The 16922-nt window shown below is 60.5% G+C and carries 18 protein-coding genes; 1 reads left to right on the forward strand and 17 read right to left on the reverse strand.

Annotated elements, in window-relative coordinates:
* Positions 1 to 71: 71 nt before the first annotated feature.
* Positions 72 to 2537 carry a U32 family peptidase gene (locus tag ACFER_RS06545; protein ID WP_012938632.1) on the reverse strand — a complete coding sequence of 822 codons (2466 nt, stop codon included), beginning with the start codon at positions 2535 to 2537 and terminating at the stop codon, positions 72 to 74.
* Between the two features lie 218 nt (positions 2538 to 2755).
* Here ACFER_RS06545 and ACFER_RS10875 point away from each other — a divergent pair, with 218 nt between their 5' ends.
* Positions 2756 to 4432 carry an EAL domain-containing protein gene (locus tag ACFER_RS10875; RefSeq protein ID WP_012938633.1) on the forward strand — a complete coding sequence of 559 codons (1677 nt, stop codon included), beginning with the start codon at positions 2756 to 2758 and terminating at the stop codon, positions 4430 to 4432.
* Positions 4433 to 4588: 156 nt separating this feature from the next.
* Here ACFER_RS10875 and ACFER_RS06555 read toward each other — a convergent pair whose 3' ends face one another.
* The 16 genes from ACFER_RS06555 to murC form a co-directional block, all read right to left on the reverse strand.
* Positions 4589 to 5452, reverse strand: a complete 864-nt coding sequence (locus tag ACFER_RS06555; protein ID WP_012938634.1) for a protease inhibitor I42 family protein — start codon at positions 5450 to 5452, stop codon at positions 4589 to 4591.
* Between the two features lie 218 nt (positions 5453 to 5670).
* Positions 5671 to 6087 (reverse strand): type II toxin-antitoxin system HicB family antitoxin, encoded by a 417-nt coding sequence (locus ACFER_RS06560; protein ID WP_012938635.1) that lies wholly within the window; start codon positions 6085 to 6087, stop codon positions 5671 to 5673.
* Between the two features lie 15 nt (positions 6088 to 6102).
* The gene (locus ACFER_RS06565) at positions 6103 to 6291 is read right to left on the reverse strand and encodes a type II toxin-antitoxin system HicA family toxin (RefSeq protein WP_012938636.1); all 189 of its coding nucleotides are present in this window, start codon (positions 6289 to 6291) and stop codon (positions 6103 to 6105) included.
* 441 nt (positions 6292 to 6732) lie between these two features.
* Positions 6733 to 7596 (reverse strand): polymer-forming cytoskeletal protein, encoded by an 864-nt coding sequence (locus ACFER_RS06570; protein WP_012938637.1) that lies wholly within the window; start codon positions 7594 to 7596, stop codon positions 6733 to 6735.
* On the reverse strand, positions 7586 to 8089 hold the full coding sequence (locus ACFER_RS06575) for a hypothetical protein (RefSeq protein ID WP_012938638.1): 504 nt from the start codon (positions 8087 to 8089) through the stop codon (positions 7586 to 7588). The genes ACFER_RS06570 and ACFER_RS06575 overlap by 11 nt, the downstream gene beginning before the upstream one ends.
* Positions 8076 to 8396: a hypothetical protein gene (locus ACFER_RS06580; RefSeq protein WP_012938639.1), complete on the reverse strand. Its 321-nt coding sequence runs from the start codon at positions 8394 to 8396 to the stop codon at positions 8076 to 8078. Before ACFER_RS06580 ends, ACFER_RS06575 begins: the two co-directional genes overlap by 14 nt.
* A complete protein-coding gene (locus ACFER_RS06585) occupies positions 8383 to 8850 on the reverse strand; it encodes a hypothetical protein (RefSeq protein WP_012938640.1) in 468 nt (155 codons plus the stop codon). Before ACFER_RS06585 ends, ACFER_RS06580 begins: the two co-directional genes overlap by 14 nt.
* Positions 8847 to 9239, reverse strand: coding sequence for a type II secretion system protein (locus tag ACFER_RS06590; RefSeq protein WP_012938641.1), 393 nt, complete (start codon positions 9237 to 9239; stop codon positions 8847 to 8849). Before ACFER_RS06590 ends, ACFER_RS06585 begins: the two co-directional genes overlap by 4 nt.
* A 49-nt stretch (positions 9240 to 9288) precedes the next feature.
* Entirely contained in the window at positions 9289 to 10341 is a 1053-nt protein-coding gene (locus ACFER_RS11915; protein ID WP_049763453.1) for a type II secretion system F family protein, read from the reverse strand.
* A 195-nt stretch (positions 10342 to 10536) separates the two neighbouring features.
* Positions 10537 to 10995, reverse strand: coding sequence for a transcriptional regulator NrdR (gene nrdR / locus ACFER_RS06600; RefSeq protein WP_012938643.1), 459 nt, complete (start codon positions 10993 to 10995; stop codon positions 10537 to 10539).
* A 19-nt stretch (positions 10996 to 11014) separates the two neighbouring features.
* The gene (ftsZ, locus tag ACFER_RS06605) at positions 11015 to 12133 is read right to left on the reverse strand and encodes a cell division protein FtsZ (RefSeq protein ID WP_012938644.1); all 1119 of its coding nucleotides are present in this window, start codon (positions 12131 to 12133) and stop codon (positions 11015 to 11017) included.
* Between the two features lie 214 nt (positions 12134 to 12347).
* On the reverse strand, positions 12348 to 12674 hold the full coding sequence (locus ACFER_RS06610; protein ID WP_012938645.1) for a small basic family protein: 327 nt from the start codon (positions 12672 to 12674) through the stop codon (positions 12348 to 12350).
* Positions 12671 to 13363, reverse strand: coding sequence for a DUF881 domain-containing protein (locus ACFER_RS06615; protein WP_012938646.1), 693 nt, complete (start codon positions 13361 to 13363; stop codon positions 12671 to 12673). The genes ACFER_RS06610 and ACFER_RS06615 overlap by 4 nt, the downstream gene beginning before the upstream one ends.
* Before the next feature lie 12 nt (positions 13364 to 13375).
* A complete protein-coding gene (locus ACFER_RS06620) occupies positions 13376 to 14590 on the reverse strand; it encodes a cell division protein FtsQ/DivIB (protein ID WP_012938647.1) in 1215 nt (404 codons plus the stop codon).
* Between the two features lies 1 nt (position 14591).
* A complete protein-coding gene (locus ACFER_RS06625) occupies positions 14592 to 15524 on the reverse strand; it encodes a D-alanine--D-alanine ligase family protein (protein WP_012938648.1) in 933 nt (310 codons plus the stop codon).
* Between the two features lie 2 nt (positions 15525 to 15526).
* Positions 15527 to 16912 carry a UDP-N-acetylmuramate--L-alanine ligase gene (gene murC, locus ACFER_RS06630; protein ID WP_012938649.1) on the reverse strand — a complete coding sequence of 462 codons (1386 nt, stop codon included), beginning with the start codon at positions 16910 to 16912 and terminating at the stop codon, positions 15527 to 15529.
* Positions 16913 to 16922 lie beyond the last annotated feature (10 nt).

A 16922-nucleotide genomic window follows, 5' to 3' on the forward strand; every position in this document is an offset into this window, starting at 1 on the left:
ACCGTGCAGCCTTGTCCCACGGTCCATCGGGGGTGCCCGGAACCCGGCACACCGCCATAGAGTGCCTTCTCTTACAGCACACCCCGGAAATAATGGCCCCGGGTGGTGTGGGGACGGTTTTCTTCCACTTTGGTATCCCCGTCCAGTACACCCCGGTACAGGGCAGTCAGTTCGCCCAGCTCTTCAGCCGTATAATCCCGTCCGTCGATCCGCAGCCGGGCAATGCCGGTCTTTTCCATTTCCGGCACATTGGCCAGCATGGAAAGCGGATGTCCGTTGAGCACGTGCATCCGGCCGAACTGGTCCTGCTTCAGGGGGAACTTTTCCTTCTTCCGGTCTTCCAGGAAGCCCTGTTCCCTGCAGTGATAGCTGCAGGAGCCTTTGTCCAGGTTCCCCAGGAAGCTGCCTTCCACGCAGTATTCGCTGACCATCATCTCCAGGGCCCCTTCTGCCAGGCATTCAATGGGCAGGGGGCTCTTTTTCACCAGGCCCGCCACCTGCTGGAGGGTCAGCTCCGGGGACAGAGTGATGCCGGAAAAGCCCTGTTCCTGCCAGAACAGGATGCTCTGGCTGTTGAAGGCGTTCATATCGTAATCCAGCCACAGGGGCAGCCCCAGATCCCGGGCCATTTCCACCAGCCCGTTGTTGGCGATCAGGAACCCGTCTGGCTGGAGGGCCGCCCACTGGCTGAGGGCATTCCGGAAGTATTTCAGCTGGCCTTCACTGACGATCCGGCTTGTGGCGGCCATCCACTGTTTGCCCCGGGCCCGGACCCAGCCGCTGATGGTCCGGTAGTCTTCCAGGGTCAGAAGGGGCAGGCTGTAGCTGTCGCCCCCCACCAGCAGCACATCCGCCCCGGCATCCAGGGCCACCTTGGCCTTGTCCAGGGTATCCACCAGTACGCTGAGCTGGCTGTGCTTCCGGGTGCCGTGGTTTTCCCGCTGCCGGAGCACTTCCCGGTGCCACACGGCCTTTTTCCGGGGCGGCAGGAAGGCGTCCAGCCGTTTTTTGGTCAGTTCCTCCACCGCAGCCCGCCGGGCTTCGTTGATTTCGCTCATGGGCACCATCACCCCTTCATCCAGGTGGCAGATCAGTTCTCCCAGGGCAAATTCCGTGGTCCCCAGCCGGTCCAGCTGTTTCCGGACGGCGGCTTCATCCAAAGCGTGCTTCCGGGCCTTTTCCACAATGAACCCGGTGTGGGCAGTGCCGGTGTTCCCCTCTTCATCCGTGACGGTGACTTCCATGGGCTGGCCCAGACGGGCGGTGACTTCCGCATACAGGGGAATCCGTTTCTTGTGGTCTTCCCCGAAATACTGGGCGGCGTACTGCATCAGCTCATTGTCATAGGTCCGGAACACCCGGTCGTTGAGCCGGATGCCCCGGGGCACCGGAATGGTGACACTGCTGCCGGAGCGGGCCACCGGCACCGGTTTGCCGTTGACGGTCATGTGATCCACGGAGGTGCCCACCCGGCCCCCTACGCTGACCCAGAATTCCAGTCCGTCGCCCAGGTGCAGGTCCCGGTCCAGTTTCAGGGTACCGGCGGTATGATCCCTGCTCAGGCTCTGGACCCGGCCCAGGAGCACCCCCCGGTTGTTGGGCCGTCGGTCGCTCATCATGGTCCGGCCCGGTTTTTTCACCATATAGGCGGTGGTAAAATCCCGGTTGAAGATCTGTTCGATGTTGTCCCGGTCTTCCTGGGGCACTTCATAATGACCGGCCAGATAGCTGTCGATGGCCCGGCGGTAAATGTCCGTCACCACCGCCACATATTCCGGCCGCTTCATCCGCCCTTCGATCTTGAAGGAACGGATGCCGGTCTCAATCAGCTGGGGCAGCACATCCAGGGTGTTCAGGTCCTTGGGAGACAGCAGGTAATGGCCTGCATCCACCTTGGCCAGCATGTCCTTCCCCTCTTTGTTCACCAGGGTGTAAGGCAGCCGGCAGGGCTGGGCACACCGGCCCCGGTTGCCGCTGCGGCCCCCGATCAGGCTGCTCATCAGGCACTGGCCGCTGTAGCACACGCACAGAGCCCCGTGCATGAACCCTTCGATTTTGCCGGGAGTGGTGCTGCACACGGTCTTCAGGTCCTTCAGGGTGGTTTCCCGGGCCATCACCGCCTGTTCCATGCCGTTGTGATAGGTAAACACCGCGCCGGCGGAATTGGTCACCGTCATCTGGGTGCTGGCGTGGAGAGGCAGTTCCGGGGCCACCTGCCGGGCCACCCGGATCACCCCCAGGTCCTGGACGATGATCCCGTCCACCCCGATATTGCTCAAAAAGCACAGGTATTCCCCCAGGTCGGGCATTTCCGCGTCATCCACCAGGGTGTTCACCGTTACATAGATCCGTACCCGGTGGAGATGGGCAAAGCGGATGGCCCGGGTCATTTCCTCCGGCCCGAAGTTTTCCGCATAGGCCCGGGCTCCAAAATGGCTTCCTCCCAGGTACACCGCATCGGCGCCGGCGAAGACAGCCGCTTCCAAAGCTTCCCAGGTGCCCGCCGGGGACAGCAGTTCGATATCGTTTCTTTCCATTCTGACTCCTTTATGATCCAGCAGGGGAAGGCCCCTTTTTACGTTCAATCCGTGACTTTATATTTTACCATATTCCCGCCCTGCTGGCCAGATTTCCTCTAAGATAAAATCCTGGGCTTTTTCCTGTCAAACCAGTTGTATTTTAAAGTATTTGTATTATACTTATGGATATCAAAAATATGAATCTGCACCACCCCATCAGAAAAGAGGTATTACCCATGCCCGTCACCATGCCTCCTGCGCCGGGTCCATCAGAAGACAGGACGGCGGTTCCGGCACTCCGCCAGTACATCCAAACCCATATTGACGAAGCCCTTGAAAAAGGCTGGATCCGGCTGTACTACCAGCCCGTGGTCCGGGCGCTTTCCCGAACCCTTGCCGGCTACGAAGCCCTGGCCCGGTGGCAGGACCCGGTCCGCGGGCTGATTTCCCCGGCCGCGTTCATCCCGGCCCTGGAAGAAATCCATGCCATCCACAAACTGGATCTGTATATGGTGGACCAGATCTGCTCCCTGTACGGACCCCGGAACGATCTGGGGTTTCCCACCGTCCCCATTTCCTTCAACCTGTCCCGGCTGGATTTCTTCGATTGTGACATCCATGCCGAAATCAGCCGCCGGGTGGACCGGGCCGGTGTCCCCCATGGGAACCTGGCCATCGAGATCACCGAAAGCGTCTTTGTCCAGGATATGAGCGTCATCGCCCCCATCCTGGACCAGTTCCGCCAGGACGGCTACAGCCTGTGGATGGACGATTTCGGCAGCGGCTACTCCTCCCTGAACGTGCTGAAGGATTATGCCTTCGACACCATCAAACTGGACATGGGATTTCTCCGCCGATTCTCGGACCGGGCCCGGGTCATTGTGGAATCCGTGATCCGCATGGCCAAGGACCTCAACATCCAGACCCTGGCTGAAGGAGTGGAAACCGAAGCCCAGGCGGAATTTCTCCGCAACATCGGCTGCAGCCTGCTCCAGGGCTTTCTGTTCAGCAAACCTTTTGAAATGACCCGGGAAAAAGTGGTGCAGAAAGACCTGGGACTGATCCACGAAACTCCGGAAGTCCGGAAGTACTTTGACCGGGCTGCCCAGGTGGACCTTTTGACTGATACACCCCTGGCCCTGGTGGAATTCCGGCAGAACACGGCGAAAGAACACAATTTCCGGTTCCTGTTCGCCAATGACGGCTACCGGAAATCCCTGGCCTCCATGGGACTGACCACGGTGCAAAAGACAGAAAATGCCCTGAACAGTACGGAAACCGGTCTGTGGGAAAAACTTTCTTCCTGCATCATCCAGAGCATCCGGAACGGCGGCCGCCGGGAAACCACCACCTTCCAGGAAGGGAATCAGTTCATGTGGCTCCAGGTGGAAGTGATCGCCCGGCACGAGAACTGCTGGCTGCTGAAATGCTGTTTCCAGAACATCACCACCTCCATGGACATGCTCCAGGAAGCCAAGCTGAAAGGGCTCCGGGACAAAATCTACCAGCTGTACAACACCGTGACCCTGCTGGACCGGGACAGAGAAACCGCCCAGCTTCTGACCTTCTGGTGCCGGGACGCCAAGTTCCAGCCTGGACGGATCTACAATGCCTTTGAAACCTGGCACGCCTATACGGAGGGATACATCCACCCGGACGACCGGCAGCGGTTCATGGAATTCAGCAGCTACCGGAATCTGGAAAGCCGGGCAGATCCGGCAAACCACACGGCCGCTGACTATTTCCGCTCCCGGATGCCCAACGGAAAATACATGTGGAATTTCCATGCCATGATCATCCTGCCGCCCCAGTACGGCCACAAATATCTCCATGTGGCCCGGATCTGCCGGTACGCCGATCCCCTGATCGCCCGCCAGCTGATCCAGGCCTATGAGGAGTATTTTGGGAAATGAAAAAAGGCGCTGTGAAAAAATCATTCACAGCGCCTTAAATTTGCCAGCGTAAGCTGGCTTCCATCGGCTAGAGACTAGTGACTAGAGACTAGTGACGGGGATGTGAAAATCATTTTTTCACATCCCCCTTGTCAACTGTCAGCTGTCAAATCCAGTTCATTTCACCTTAAACCGAAACACCCGTTCCCTCAGGGGGACGGCCATTTTTTTTGTGTAAACGGCTTTGATCTGGTAGTCACCGGGCTGGCTGAAGCCGGCGAACAGGATGGTGACCCCGGGAGATCCGGCCTGGCCGGTGGGATTCAGCAGCGGCAGGGTGAAAGAATGGCCCAGGTTCACGAATCCCGGCTGGCTGCTCTGGTCCACCAGTACCCACTGGTTGCCGCTGGTGGGGTTGGCTTCCATGTACAGAGCCACCAGTTCCCCGGCCTTCAGGTCCAGTGTCATGTCTTCCGCACTGCTGTCCAGTTTGTAGCTGGTGAGCAGCCGGGCCCCTTCCGCCACGTTGATGGCCTTCAGCAGTTTCGTATAAGGGATGGTGGTATCCAGAGGCCCTCCCGGCTGGGACGCCATCCGGACCCCGTCTTCGGCAAACACGTAGTTTTTCCCCTGGAGGTACTGGGCGTACTCCGCCGCATTGGTGTACAAAAGATCCTTGTCCTCCAGCACCTTGCCTCCGGTCACGTCCAGGTTCATGCCGGCATACACCGTCCGGTCCCCTTCCGCCTTCAGGATGATGCTGAACAGGGTGGGACGGTTCATGGTCACCTCATAGGAGAGCACCGCCTTGCCCCCGGCCTCCCGGCCCAGGGCGTTGGCCTTTTCCTTGATCAGGTGGTTCAGGTTGGCCTGGAGATTGGCTTCCTTCAGCCCGTCCACAAAGGGGACCTGGCCGGATGCCTTCCCGTCAGAATAGTCCTGGCGCAGCAGGGTGGTATGGCCAAAGGCAAACGCGGACAGAGGCAGGGCCAGGGAAAGTCCCAGGGCCAGGGCTGCCGCAGATTTTTTCAGATGCATCATGGATTCCTCCTTCTTAAGCTTCCCTTCTATTCTACACGATAAACCGGGAAAGAAAGATGAAATTTGTGAAAAGTTGCAAGAGGAGGCTGACGGCCCGTCGTTCGTCGTTCGTCGTTCATCGTTGGAAATGCCAGATGCGGGGATTTTGGCTGGGGCATAGTACCCGCACCCCCGACTCCCTCCAGGCGCTGGGTTATACGTCAGCCCTACCAGACGTCTTATCCCCCAATCCCCATCTCCCTCATCAACGCACGCTGGAGCACATTGGAAAAGTTGATGTTTTTCTTTTGGGCCAGGGTATCCAGCCACCGGGGAATGGACAGGGTCTTTTTTACGGCCCTTGTGTCATTCCGTTTGCGGTATGCCAGGGTATCCACCTGGATCAGGGTCAGGCAGGAAGAAGGGGGAACCTTGATGGATTCAAGGCTGGGCGGTGCAGGGATTTTCTCCCCTGCGTCTTCGGCTTCCACCATCCGCAGGTTCAGCACATCTTCTGCCATTTCCAGGGCCTCTTCCATGGTTGCCCCAAAAGTGTAGCAGGCGTCCATTCCAGGAAAATCAACACTGTAACAGCCAGCCGGAAACCCTTCTTCCGGAGGCTGGTGGGTCACAATCGCGGGATACCATTTTTTCATGGGAACCTCCTGTTTTCACTCACTGTCGATACCGGCATCTTTCAGGATCCGCAGGGCTGTCCCTGCGGGGATTTCCCTGGCATGCCGGCTGACCGGGATCTTTTTGCCGGTCAATGGACTGTAATAAAGGCTGTGTCTTCCTCCCTCCCGGAGCAAAAACACGCCATGCCGTTTTAAGATTTTCAACAGTTCTGCCGTTCGCACGTGTTCACCTCTTTTATTTTATCACGTAATCATACGTATGTAAATTGTCATTGCCGGTCAAAAAAACGGGGAGCGGGCGAACCGGCCCTTCGGGCCTGTCAGAAGTCAGCGGTCAGCATAGTCGTGACAAGCAGACTGGCCGCAGCTTCTGCCGGGCCGCCCGGCGTGCGGCCCCTACGGCCCCCCAATGGATCTTCCGGTTCTGCCGCTTCTCTTCACTCTGCATGGATCCAGATGCACGAGAGCAGCGGATTTTAGCTGGGGCATAGTACCCGTCCCCCCCGCCGACTTCTTCCCTGCACACAAGAAGGCCCAGATGCGCGAAAGGGGAGATTTTGGAGTTGGGCATAATACATGGTGGTATATGCCCGGCTCCAAAATCCCCCCTGACAAAGCAGATGGGGTCTTATTGTGCGCAGGGGTTATGCGTCAGCCCCCAGTCTACATCATCACCCCCGTCCTTCCCGGCTGCAAAACTTCGGGGTCCGGTTCAAACTCCGCTCCCTCCTGGATCACTACCGGGCCCCGGCAGGCCAGGATCCCTTTGACCTTGGCCCCTTTTTCCAGGGTCAGGGCGCCGGTGGCGCAGAGGTAGACTTTGTCCAACCGGGCACCGGAGTGGACGGTGATGTCCCCGTTGGCCAGAAAGCGGAAATCCCCCTGGCACCGGAAACCCTGGCGGAACCGGATGCTTCCCCGGTTGACCAGGATGCCGCTGCCCTGGAGCAGGGCGGTCTTTCCGTTTTTTTCCGGCCACTGGAGGGTTTCCCGGCCGTAACAGAACACCCCTTCCAGGGGGACTTCCATCCGCCGGGTGTTCGGCAGGGTCTGGGTGCGGCACCGGCCGAACCGGGACCAGTCCACCCATAGTTTCCCCTGCTTCCGTCCTTCTGCCCAGATGCCGGTTTCCGGGAAGGTTTCTCCCTTTTCCGTTCCGGGCATGGTGATTTCATACCGGCTGGCGGCCATCAGCTCTTCTCCGGTATCCCGATGGAGCCGGATCCGCTCTTCCCGGATGGGCCCGTCGGCCAGACCGGTCAGGGAACCGTATACCCCGGGCCGGTCTTTCCGGAACACCACCGGTTCCAGGGCCCGGTGTTCTCCCGGAACCAGCAGGAGCTCTCCTTCCCTTACCCGGCACAGACTCCGGAAGAGATAGGCGGCCTGCCGGGCTTCCTCCTTCAGCTGCCAGCTGTACAGGGCCTGGCGGGTCACCCCCAGCAGTCCGGCGGTGACAGTGGTCAGCAGCCCCAGTCCCACCAGCACCGCCAGGCTCACCATCCCCGGACGCCTTTTAGCGGCCATACCGGAACACCTCCTTCCACACTTTCCGGGCCCCGGTCTTCCGGTCCACCAGGGTCAGTTCCCAGGCCAGCCGGCCGGGCTCCAGGATGCTGGCCCGGAACCCTTCCGCCCGCACATGCTCGGGAGTCAGGGGCAGGCTCACCGGATTCTGCTTCCTGGGGCGCCACACCTTGGTGTACAGGGTGGGCCAGGGCCGTTTCCCGGTGGTCATCACGAACCAGGACACCCAGGCGGCATCCGGCCGTCCGTACAGCCGGACTTCGGTCCCGTGGTCCCCCTGGAACACCCGGACCTGGTCTCCTTCGAACAGGAACCGGCTTTCCAGACGGGCCTGGAGGTCCTGTTCCAGCCGGTCCAGTTCTCCCTGGGTCCATATCGTCTCCAGAGCCCGGACCGCCGGGGGCAGCCCGGTGAGCAGCCGGGCCAGCACCAGGGTCACCAGTACCAGGGCCCCCAGTCCTTCCCCCAGGATGCTCCCCCTACTCTTTCTCATACCGGGCAAAGTGCAGGGCGGGTTTCCCGGGCCTGTGGAGAGAGAGGGTCCGGAGCACCGTGCCGGGAAGCTGGGGCACCGGAGTCTGGGTAAGGGTCCGTTCCCCGGTTTCTCCCCAGGGCAGCCCCTCCTCTTCCAGCAGGGCCGTCCCTTCCCGGCTGACCGTTTCCAGGTTCCGCTGGAGCCGGATCATCCGTACCCCCGTCCGGAGACCCAGCATAAGGGTCAGGGCACCGGCCGCCAGAAGGAAACAGGCCAGCACCCCGTCCAGCAGCAGGAAGCCTCCCTGCCGCTTACCGGGCCCCATGGTATTCCATCCGTCCCACAAAGGGGGAAAAGGTCACCAGCTGATACCGTTTGGGGTGATCCCCCTGGTACACCGCCAGGGTAAAGGCTTCTTCCCCATTCCCTGAGGGGGCAAAGCCGCCTTCCTGGGTCCGGATCCGGCAGCCTCCCAGGCCCAGGGCGGGAAAATCCAGGACGGTTTTCTGCCGGGTGCCGTAAAATCCGGACACCCGCTTCCCGTCCGGGGCCGTGTTGAACCGCACATGGTTCTGGTGCAGGTACTGGGCCCGCTGCTGAAGGGCGGAAAAGGTGCTGCCGGCGGCCCGGGCTCCCAGCTGCACCTGGAGTCTCCCGGCCAGGGCCTGCCAGCGGATTCCCAGGGGCACCAGGGCCAGGGTCAGCCCCAGGCAGATCCCCAGGGTCCCCAGGAGTTCGGCCATGAGGCAGCCGGGCTGCCGCCGGTACCGGGTCTTCATGCCTTCCCCTCCCCGGCTGTTTTCTTTTCTCCCAGGGTATCGCTGGCCACCTTTTCCCCGCTGCTCAGGGTGGCAGTGAACACACAGTCCCCGTCCTTCTGTTCCAGGGTGATCCGGCTGTAATCCCGGTTGGGCACGTATTTTTTCTCCACCAGGCTCTGGATGTCCCGGGGCTTCTCCGCCATTTCCAGTTCGTACAGCTGGGCACCGCTCTGGAGCAGGGCCAGGTCGGAAATCAGCTGGCTGTCTTTGGACCGGTCCATGGCACTGCGGATGGAAGGCAGCAGGAAGGCGGCCAGGCCCCCGATGATGGCCAGGACGGCGATCAGTTCGATCAGGGTGAATCCGGGTTCTTTTCTCCGCCGGGATATTTTTGCAGTTTGGTTCATGACAGTTTCTCCTTTCATTGATAAAAATCAGGTACGGACGGACAAAAAATCAGGGCAGCAGGGGCAGACCCTGGAGCAGGGCAAAGAGCGGGGACAGGAGCCCCGCCAGCATACCGGCACAGCCCAGGGCCAGGACCAGCAGCAGAACCGGTTCCAGCAGGGTCCGGAGCTGTTTCAGCCGGGCCTGGAAATCCTGGTCCAGCAGCCGGGCCGCTTCCGAAAGCAGGGCCGGCAGATGGCCGCTGGCTTCCCCCAGGGCTGCGAACTCCACCGTAAGGGGGCTCAGCAGCAGGGTCTGGTTCCGGGCGGCCGCGGTCAGGGAAGCCCCCGCCACCACCGCCCATTCCAACTGCCGGGCGCAGCGGCGGAAGGGCCCCGGGGGCAGGATCTCTCCCGCCTGGGGCAGGGCCCGGTCCAGGGGCAGGCCGCCCTGGAGCAGCAGGGACAGGAGCCCCAGGAAGCGGATCTCCCAGAAGGTCCGGACCAGGGGCTTCACCAGGGGCAGCCGGGCCAGCCACCGGTCCCGGCTTTTCCACAGCTGCCGGAAGCCCAGGATTCCCAGGGCCAGGGCCCCTCCCAGCAGCCAGGGCCGGTCCCGGATCTGGATCACCAGGGCCAGCAGCAGCCGGAACCCGGCCGGAGGCACCAGCCCCAGGGTCCCGTACAGGTCCCCCAAAAGGGGCAGGGCCAGCCAGCAGAACACCCCGCCCAGTACCAGGGCCAGGGTCAGCACCAGGGCCGGATAAAGACAGGCCTGGAGAACGGTTTTCTGATTCTCCCGTTTTTTCTGATAAAAGTTCGCCAAATGCCGGAACACCAGGGGCAGCTGGCCGCTGGCTTCCCCGGCGGCGGCCAGAGGTGCCGCCAGATTCCCCGCCTGCCGTTCCTGCTGCCGGAGGGCCTGGGAGAGGGAAAAGCCCCGGCCCAGGCTCCGGGCAAGGCTCCGGCACAGTTTCTTCACCGCCGGACCGCTGTGGCCTTCCAGGGCTCCCAGCGCTCGGAGGATGGGCAGGCCGCCCTGGAGCAGCAGCCCCAGCCGCCGGAAGAAAGTCTCCCGTTCCAGGTCCGTCAGGGACCGTTCCTTTTGCAGAATGGATTCCATGGAATCACCTCCTTTCCCCATTTCCATTCCGGAAGGAGGGAGCCAATTCCTTCCCAAGTGGAAAAAGAAGGTCATTATTGGGCATTTTACCGGCATGAATGGAAAAAGGGGGTGTGAAAAAACTTTCACACCCCCCGTCAACGGTCAGCTGACAAAAAAATGCTGCATATGTGGATTCCACACATGCAGCATTTTTTATTTCCCTTTATCCAGCATATTCTGGATTTCCTGCATGAAGCTGTTCACGTCGGCGAACTGGCGGTACACGGAGGCGAACCGCACGTAGGCGATCTGGTCGATCTTTTCCAGATGGGCCATGACCACTTCTCCGATTTTCGTGGATTTCACTTCATTTTCCCCGGACGCCCGGATCTCGTTTTCGATCTGGGCCGTCAGGGACTGGATCTGCTCGTAGGTAAAGGGCCGTTTCTCAAAGGCCCGGAGCAGTCCGGCCAGGATTTTCTTGCTGTCGAACATTTCCCGCCGGCCATCCCGCTTGATGACCAGGAGAGGGATCTGTTCATATTTTTCGTAAGTCGTGAAACGCCGTCCGCAGCGGGGACATTCTCTTCGCCGTCGGATGGACGCCCCCTCTTCAACGGAACGGGAATCAATGACACGGCTGTCTTCGCAGCCACAGAATGGGCATTTCATAACCTACACCCCCTGTTCCTTATTTGTTGCGGATCCAGGGCGGAATCTCCGAAGTGGGAGAAGTGAAGCTGCTTACCTTGGAACCGGCAGCTTCTTCGGCAGCCTTGGTGATGCGGCTGGTGGAAGTCTGGGGTTTCACAAAGGAAGCGGGTTTCGGGGTGTTGGCAGCGGAGGGTTTCCCTTCTTCGATGCCGGTGGCGATCACGGTGACGCGGATTTCGTCTTCCATGTTTTCGTCGATGTTGGCCCCGAAGATGATGATGGCGTCAGGATCCACCACATCGGTGATGATCTTGCTGGCTTCGTTCACATCCATCAGGCTCAGGTTGGGGCCGCCGGTGATGTTCAGCAGCACGCCCTTGGCGCCTTCGATGGTGGAATCCAGCAGCGGGCTCTTCACGGCGTTTTCAGCCGCGGCAGCAGCGCCTTCGTCCCCTTTGGCGGTGCCGATGCCCATCATGGCGGAACCGGCGTTGGTCATAACGGCCTTCACGTCGTTGAAGTCCACGTTGATCAGGCCGGGAACGCTGATCAGGTCAGAGATGCCCTGTACGCCCTGGCGCAGCACATCATCGGCCAGTTTGAAGGCATCCTTCATGGAAGTCCGTTTATCCACAACCTGGAGCAGACGGTCGTTGGGGATGGTGATCAGGGCATCCACCTTGGCTTTCAGGTTGGCAATCCCCTGTTCAGCCACGTTGAAACGGCGGCGTCCTTCAAAGGAGAAGGGCTTGGTCACAACGCCAACGGTCAGGGCTCCGGCCTGTTTGGCCATTTCCGCCACCACATGGGCTGCACCGGTACCGGTACCGCCGCCCATGCCTGCGGTGATGAAGACCATGTCAGCACCTTTCACGCATTCTGCCAGTACATCTTTGGATTCTTCTGCAGATTTTTCCCCTACTTCCGGGTTGGCCCCTGCACCCAGGCCTCTGGTTTCGTCCTCACCGATCTGGATCTTGGTGGGGGCGCTGGATTTTTTCAGCTGCTGCGCATCGCAGTTTACAGCGACGAATTCAACGCCCTGCAGTCCGGCTTCGATCATGCGGTCCACGGCGTTGTTGCCGCCACCGCCCACACCGATGACCTTGATTTTTTCCAGGGGCTGATCCATCGTATCTTTGTCTGCCTCAAACATGTTTCATGGTCCTCCTCATCTATTTGTGTGATAAGATACTTGTTTCTTCGTACACTATATCTAGTATACCATTTAACAGATAATATTTCATCCCCATTTTGGGGAAAATTTTAACGGTCTGAAAGAAGAACGTTCAGAGGAATCTGCCCGGCAGATTCCCTCCTTCGGCCAGTGACCAGTAACCATTGACCATTGACGGCCGCGAAGCGGCCTTTCAGCTTCCCATCAGCAGCCGCCGGATGATGGCGATGTTGTTGAAGATCCGCAGGCCGAAGGCGATCATGGCCACATAGTACAGGTCCATCCCCAGCCGGTACCCGAAATAGCACAGGAACACGGCGAAGATCCCGTTGGCGAAGAAGCCGCTGAGGAAGATCTTCAGGTCGAAATGCCGTTCCAGGGAGGACCGGAACCCTCCGAAGGCCGCATCCAGGCAGCCCATGAAGGCCACGGCCACCAGTTTGCTGTACATGGGCGGCACCACCGGGAACCAGGCTCCCAGGGCGATGCCGGCCCCCAGTCCCAACAGGGCGTAGATCATTGGACTCCCCCCTCTTCCGGCTTGGCATATTCAAAATGGCGGGTCCCCTTGTAGGCGGGAATCTCCACCTTGTCCATCCGCTTCACATCCACAGTGATCCCCCAGAACTTCAGGGTCTCCACCACTCCCCCCCGGAGCCGCAGGGCGCTTTCCAGGGTCTTGGGGTCCCCGATGGCCCGGATCTCATAAGGCGGGGTGAACCGGGTGTTGTTCACCGAAACGGTGGGCCCGGCACAGCGCACTTCCGACACATCCAGCAGCCGTTCCTTGTTGATGGCCAGGGCTTCCGCCCCGGCAGCCCTCAGTTCGTTCAGCAGCCGCAGCAGATCGTCATCGTGGATCACGTACAGGTTGGGATTCTCCCCGGCTTTGGGAGTCACCTGGCTGTCGTTCACCGTCACCACCACACCGGGTCCCCGGAGGGCCACCTCTCCGGCCTTGATCTTCAGGTCGTTGAGCACCTTCCGGTCCCCGCCGGTTCCCTGGGTCTCCAGTTCTTCCAGCTGTTGGGCCAGCTCCTTGTTCTCTTTTTCCGCATTTTTCAGTTTTTCCGCCAGGTCTTCCGCCCGCTGCTGGTTCACGGACTGCTTGGCGTGTTCCGCACTGCGGAACTGGGTGGAAACCATGGTGCCTATGATCAGGCAGACCAGGAACAGGAAAAACTTCTCTCTATGGGTCCGAAAGACCATGCCATCCTCCCCTTACAGTTTGATATACGGTTTTTCGTAGGTCAGGTCGATATACTGGGCTTTGATTTTCTTGGCTTCCAGCTCCTGGCAGATGGCCTTGAAGGTCTTCAGCTTGCTGTCCGCATTCTCATAGGTGCCCAGGATCACCGGGATCCCGTTGTGGAGATAGATCTTCAGGCTTTTCTGGTCATCCACATGGATCTCCATGATTCGTTCCTTCAGGTCCGGGTCCAGTTTCCCGAGAAAGCCCAGGATGCCCTGGATTTCCTCATCCTCCGTCACACCCCCCAGCTCTCCCTGGGCAATGTGCCAGCCGGACACAAAAGGCGCGTCCCCGCCGGTGATCCCGTCAGCCAGGCCGATGATGTGGCCGGTGGGGTCCAGTTTGGCGTACCGGGTCCCTTCCATGGCCACATACAGGGCCGGCTGCCGGTCGGTGATCACCACTTTCAGGATGTTGGGCCAGCCCAGGGCCAGTTCCGCCTTTTCCACCCGGTAATCGCTGCGCAGGCTGTCCAGCAGCTTTTTCCGGTTGAGGTTGAAAATGTTCAGGGGTTCTGCCGCATCCCCCATTTCCTTCACTTCGTCCAGGGTCACCGCCGTGTTCCCCGCCACTTCCAGACGGCCAAAGGCCAGCCAGGGCTGATGGAGGGTCACATAGGAAGCGATCAGCAGGGCTGCGGAGCCCAGGAGCAGCAGCACCCGGGCCCAGTTCAGCCGGCGCCGGGGACGGCGTTTCCCTTTTTTGCCGGGCTTCCCGGCTTCCGTCCCGGCCGGAGCTTTCTTCCGTTTTCGGAACAGGCTCCGCCGTTCCTTCTTTTCCAGGGCTTCCGCCTTCTGCTCCTGCCGGGCCCGGAAGGTTTCCCGTCCGGCGGCCCGGTCTTCCAGGGCTTTCCGTTCCGCTTCTTCCGTCCGGCCGTAAATGTAGGCCTGGGCTTCCTGGCGGACTTTTTCCCGTTCCGCCCGGCGCTTTTCTTCCTCCTGCCGCCGTTCTTCCTGGCGCAGCCGGGCCGCCCGCATCTCCTGCCGGAAGGTGCTCCGGGTCCCCTGGGGATTCCGGCCGGCAGCAGGCGTCCCGGCGGACCTGTCCTTCCGGTTGTCGTCCTCCCGGCTCAGCCGCCGGGGCCGGGGACTTTCCTTCCGTTCCTCACGGTCCGGCCGCAGCCGGTCCCGTCCTCCCGGATGCCCCTGGCCGATCTGGGGCCGGAGCCAATTGGGCCTCTTCATGTCAGTGGGCCGTCTTCAGGATCTTTTCGCACAGATCCGGGAAGGAGATGCCCATGGCGGCGGCCGCTTTGGGGATCAGGCTGGTGGCCGTCATCCCGGGGATGGTGTTCACTTCCAGGGCGATGCAGTCCCCGTTGTCCGCCAGCATCAGGTCCGTCCGGGCCACACCGCTGCAGCCCAGGGCTTCGTAGGCGGCCACGGCGATCTTCTGGAGCCGCCGGGTGGTCTCTGCATCGAAGGGAGCCGGACAGGTGTAGGTAGTGGCTCCTTTGGTGTATTTGTTGTGGAAATCATAGAAGTTCACATGGGGTTCGATGAGCACCAGGGGCATGGGCACAGCCCGGCCGTCTTCTCCCATCATCACCCCGGCGGCCACTTCCTTGCCGGTGAAGAAGGCTTCACACAGCACATGGTCCCCGTACTGGAAGGCTTCCTGCAGGGCATCATCCAGCTGTTTTTCATCCTTCACGATCACTACGCCGATGCTGGAACCCTGGGTGGCCGGTTTCACCACGCAGGGGATGCCGATTTCCTCCAGGATCCGGGCCTTGGGGTCCTGGTCCCGCTTCTTGTCCAGGAAGATGCACCGGGCCGTGGGCACATGGTTGTTCTGGAACAGGTGCTTGGTATACACCTTGTCCATGGCCAGGGCGCTTGCCAGCACTCCGCTGCCGGTGTAGGGGATGCCCAGCATTTCCAGGATGCCCTGGAGCCGGCCGTCTTCCCCGTAGAGCCCGTGGACGGCGTTGAACACCACCCTGGCACCGGAGGCCTTCAGCTGGTCCACGATATGTTCCGGATCCAGGTCGATGGCCACTGCATCATAGCCTTTTTCCTTCAGGGCGTTCAGGATGGCGTTCCCGGTATTCAGGGACACTTCCCGTTCTTTGGACGGTCCGCCCATGACCACTGCCACACGATCTTTTTTATCCATTGTCAATTCCTCCGTTCCAGTGCCTGTACCAGATGTTCTCCCAGTTTGTAGATGTCCCCGGCCCCGATGGTCATGATCAGGTCCCCGCTCTGGGCCTCATGTTCCAGATGGTCCAGGATGGTGGGCTGGTCCGGCAGGTATTCCACCTGCTGGCCGGTGGTTTCCCGTACTTTGTCCGCCAGCATTTCCCCGCTGACTCCCGGGATGGGATCTTCGCTGGCCGCATAGATGTCGGTGACGATCAGCTTATCCGCGTCTTTGAAGGCCACGGCGAATTCGTCCAGCAGCAGCTGGGTCCGGGTGTACCGGTGGGGCTGGAACACCACGATCAGCCGTTCCGGATGAGTCTGCCGGGCAGCCTTCAGGGTCGCCTGGATTTCCGTGGGATGATGGGCGTAGTCGTCCACCACCCAGATGCCGTCCGCCTTGCCCTTGGTTTCAAACCGGCGCTTGGCCCCGCTGAATTTCTCCAGGGAAGTCAGGATGTCCGGCAGTTCGAGGCCCAGTTCCCGGGCGGCGGCAATGGCCCCCAGGGAATTGAGTACATTGTGCCGGCCGGGGATGATCAGATGGCCCTGGCCGATGGTCTCTCCCTGGTACACCACATCGAAATGGGTGCCGTCGGTGCCGTAGATGATGTTCTTCGCCTGGTAATCCGCATCCTGGCTGTCGATGCCGTAGCTGATCACCCGCTTGTCCGTGGCTTCCCCGATGGTCCGCACCCGGTCGTTGTCATAGCACAATACGGCGCAGCCGTCTTCCTTGATCTGGGACACGAACTGGGCAAAGGCCTTCTGGATATTCTCCTGGCTGCCGTAATGGTCCAGATGGTCGTCCTCGATGTTGGTGACCACGGCGATGTAGGGGTTGAACTTCAGGAAGGAGCCATCGCTTTCATCGGCTTCCGCCACCACCCAGTCGCTTTTGCCGCTGGCGGCGTTGGACCCTAGGTTGTTCACGATGCCCCCCACCACGATGGTGGGATCCAGGCCGCAGTCGCTGGTGATGCAGCTGAGCATGGAGCTGGTGGTGGTCTTCCCGTGGGCTCCGGCCACCGCAATGCCCTTGTGCCGGTTCATGAGCCAGGCCAGCACGTCGCTCCGGTGGATCACCGGAACCTGACGCCGATGGGCTTCCACCAGTTCCGGATTGTCCGGATGGATGGCGGTGGATACCACCACCACTTCCGCCCGCTCGATCTGGCAGGCCGCATGGCCGATGAACACCAGGGCCCCTTCCTTGGCCAGCTTGGTGGCCATGTAGCCCGGTTTGGCATCGGACCCGGATACATGGTATCCCCGTTTGATCATCACATAGGCCAGGGCACTCATGCCCGCTCCGCCGATGCCGATGAAATGTATGTTTTTGATTTTATCCAGATCAACCAATGGTCTCGTC

This window comes from Acidaminococcus fermentans DSM 20731 (assembly GCF_000025305.1).
Classification (GTDB): Bacteria; Bacillota; Negativicutes; order Acidaminococcales; family Acidaminococcaceae; genus Acidaminococcus; species Acidaminococcus fermentans.

Excerpts from the sequence above, each read along its gene's own strand:
- ACFER_RS06545 (WP_012938632.1), bottom strand. The coding sequence starts at position 2,537 with ATGGAAAGAAACGATATCGAACTGCTGTCCCCGGCGGGCACCTGGGAA.
- ACFER_RS10875 (WP_012938633.1), top strand. The coding sequence starts at position 2,756 with ATGCCCGTCACCATGCCTCCTGCGCCGGGTCCATCAGAAGACAGGACG.
- ACFER_RS06555 (WP_012938634.1), bottom strand. The coding sequence starts at position 5,452 with ATGATGCATCTGAAAAAATCTGCGGCAGCCCTGGCCCTGGGACTTTCC.
- ACFER_RS06560 (WP_012938635.1), bottom strand. The coding sequence starts at position 6,087 with ATGAAAAAATGGTATCCCGCGATTGTGACCCACCAGCCTCCGGAAGAA.
- ACFER_RS06570 (WP_012938637.1), bottom strand. The coding sequence starts at position 7,596 with ATGGCCGCTAAAAGGCGTCCGGGGATGGTGAGCCTGGCGGTGCTGGTG.
- ACFER_RS06575 (WP_012938638.1), bottom strand. The coding sequence starts at position 8,089 with ATGAGAAAGAGTAGGGGGAGCATCCTGGGGGAAGGACTGGGGGCCCTG.
- ACFER_RS06580 (WP_012938639.1), bottom strand. The coding sequence starts at position 8,396 with ATGGGGCCCGGTAAGCGGCAGGGAGGCTTCCTGCTGCTGGACGGGGTG.
- ACFER_RS06585 (WP_012938640.1), bottom strand. The coding sequence starts at position 8,850 with ATGAAGACCCGGTACCGGCGGCAGCCCGGCTGCCTCATGGCCGAACTC.
- ACFER_RS06590 (WP_012938641.1), bottom strand. The coding sequence starts at position 9,239 with ATGAACCAAACTGCAAAAATATCCCGGCGGAGAAAAGAACCCGGATTC.
- ACFER_RS11915 (WP_049763453.1), bottom strand. The coding sequence starts at position 10,341 with ATGGAATCCATTCTGCAAAAGGAACGGTCCCTGACGGACCTGGAACGG.
- nrdR (WP_012938643.1), bottom strand. The coding sequence starts at position 10,995 with ATGAAATGCCCATTCTGTGGCTGCGAAGACAGCCGTGTCATTGATTCC.
- ftsZ (WP_012938644.1), bottom strand. The coding sequence starts at position 12,133 with ATGTTTGAGGCAGACAAAGATACGATGGATCAGCCCCTGGAAAAAATC.
- ACFER_RS06610 (WP_012938645.1), bottom strand. The coding sequence starts at position 12,674 with ATGATCTACGCCCTGTTGGGACTGGGGGCCGGCATCGCCCTGGGAGCC.
- ACFER_RS06615 (WP_012938646.1), bottom strand. The coding sequence starts at position 13,363 with ATGGTCTTTCGGACCCATAGAGAGAAGTTTTTCCTGTTCCTGGTCTGC.
- ACFER_RS06620 (WP_012938647.1), bottom strand. The coding sequence starts at position 14,590 with ATGAAGAGGCCCAATTGGCTCCGGCCCCAGATCGGCCAGGGGCATCCG.
- ACFER_RS06625 (WP_012938648.1), bottom strand. The coding sequence starts at position 15,524 with ATGGATAAAAAAGATCGTGTGGCAGTGGTCATGGGCGGACCGTCCAAA.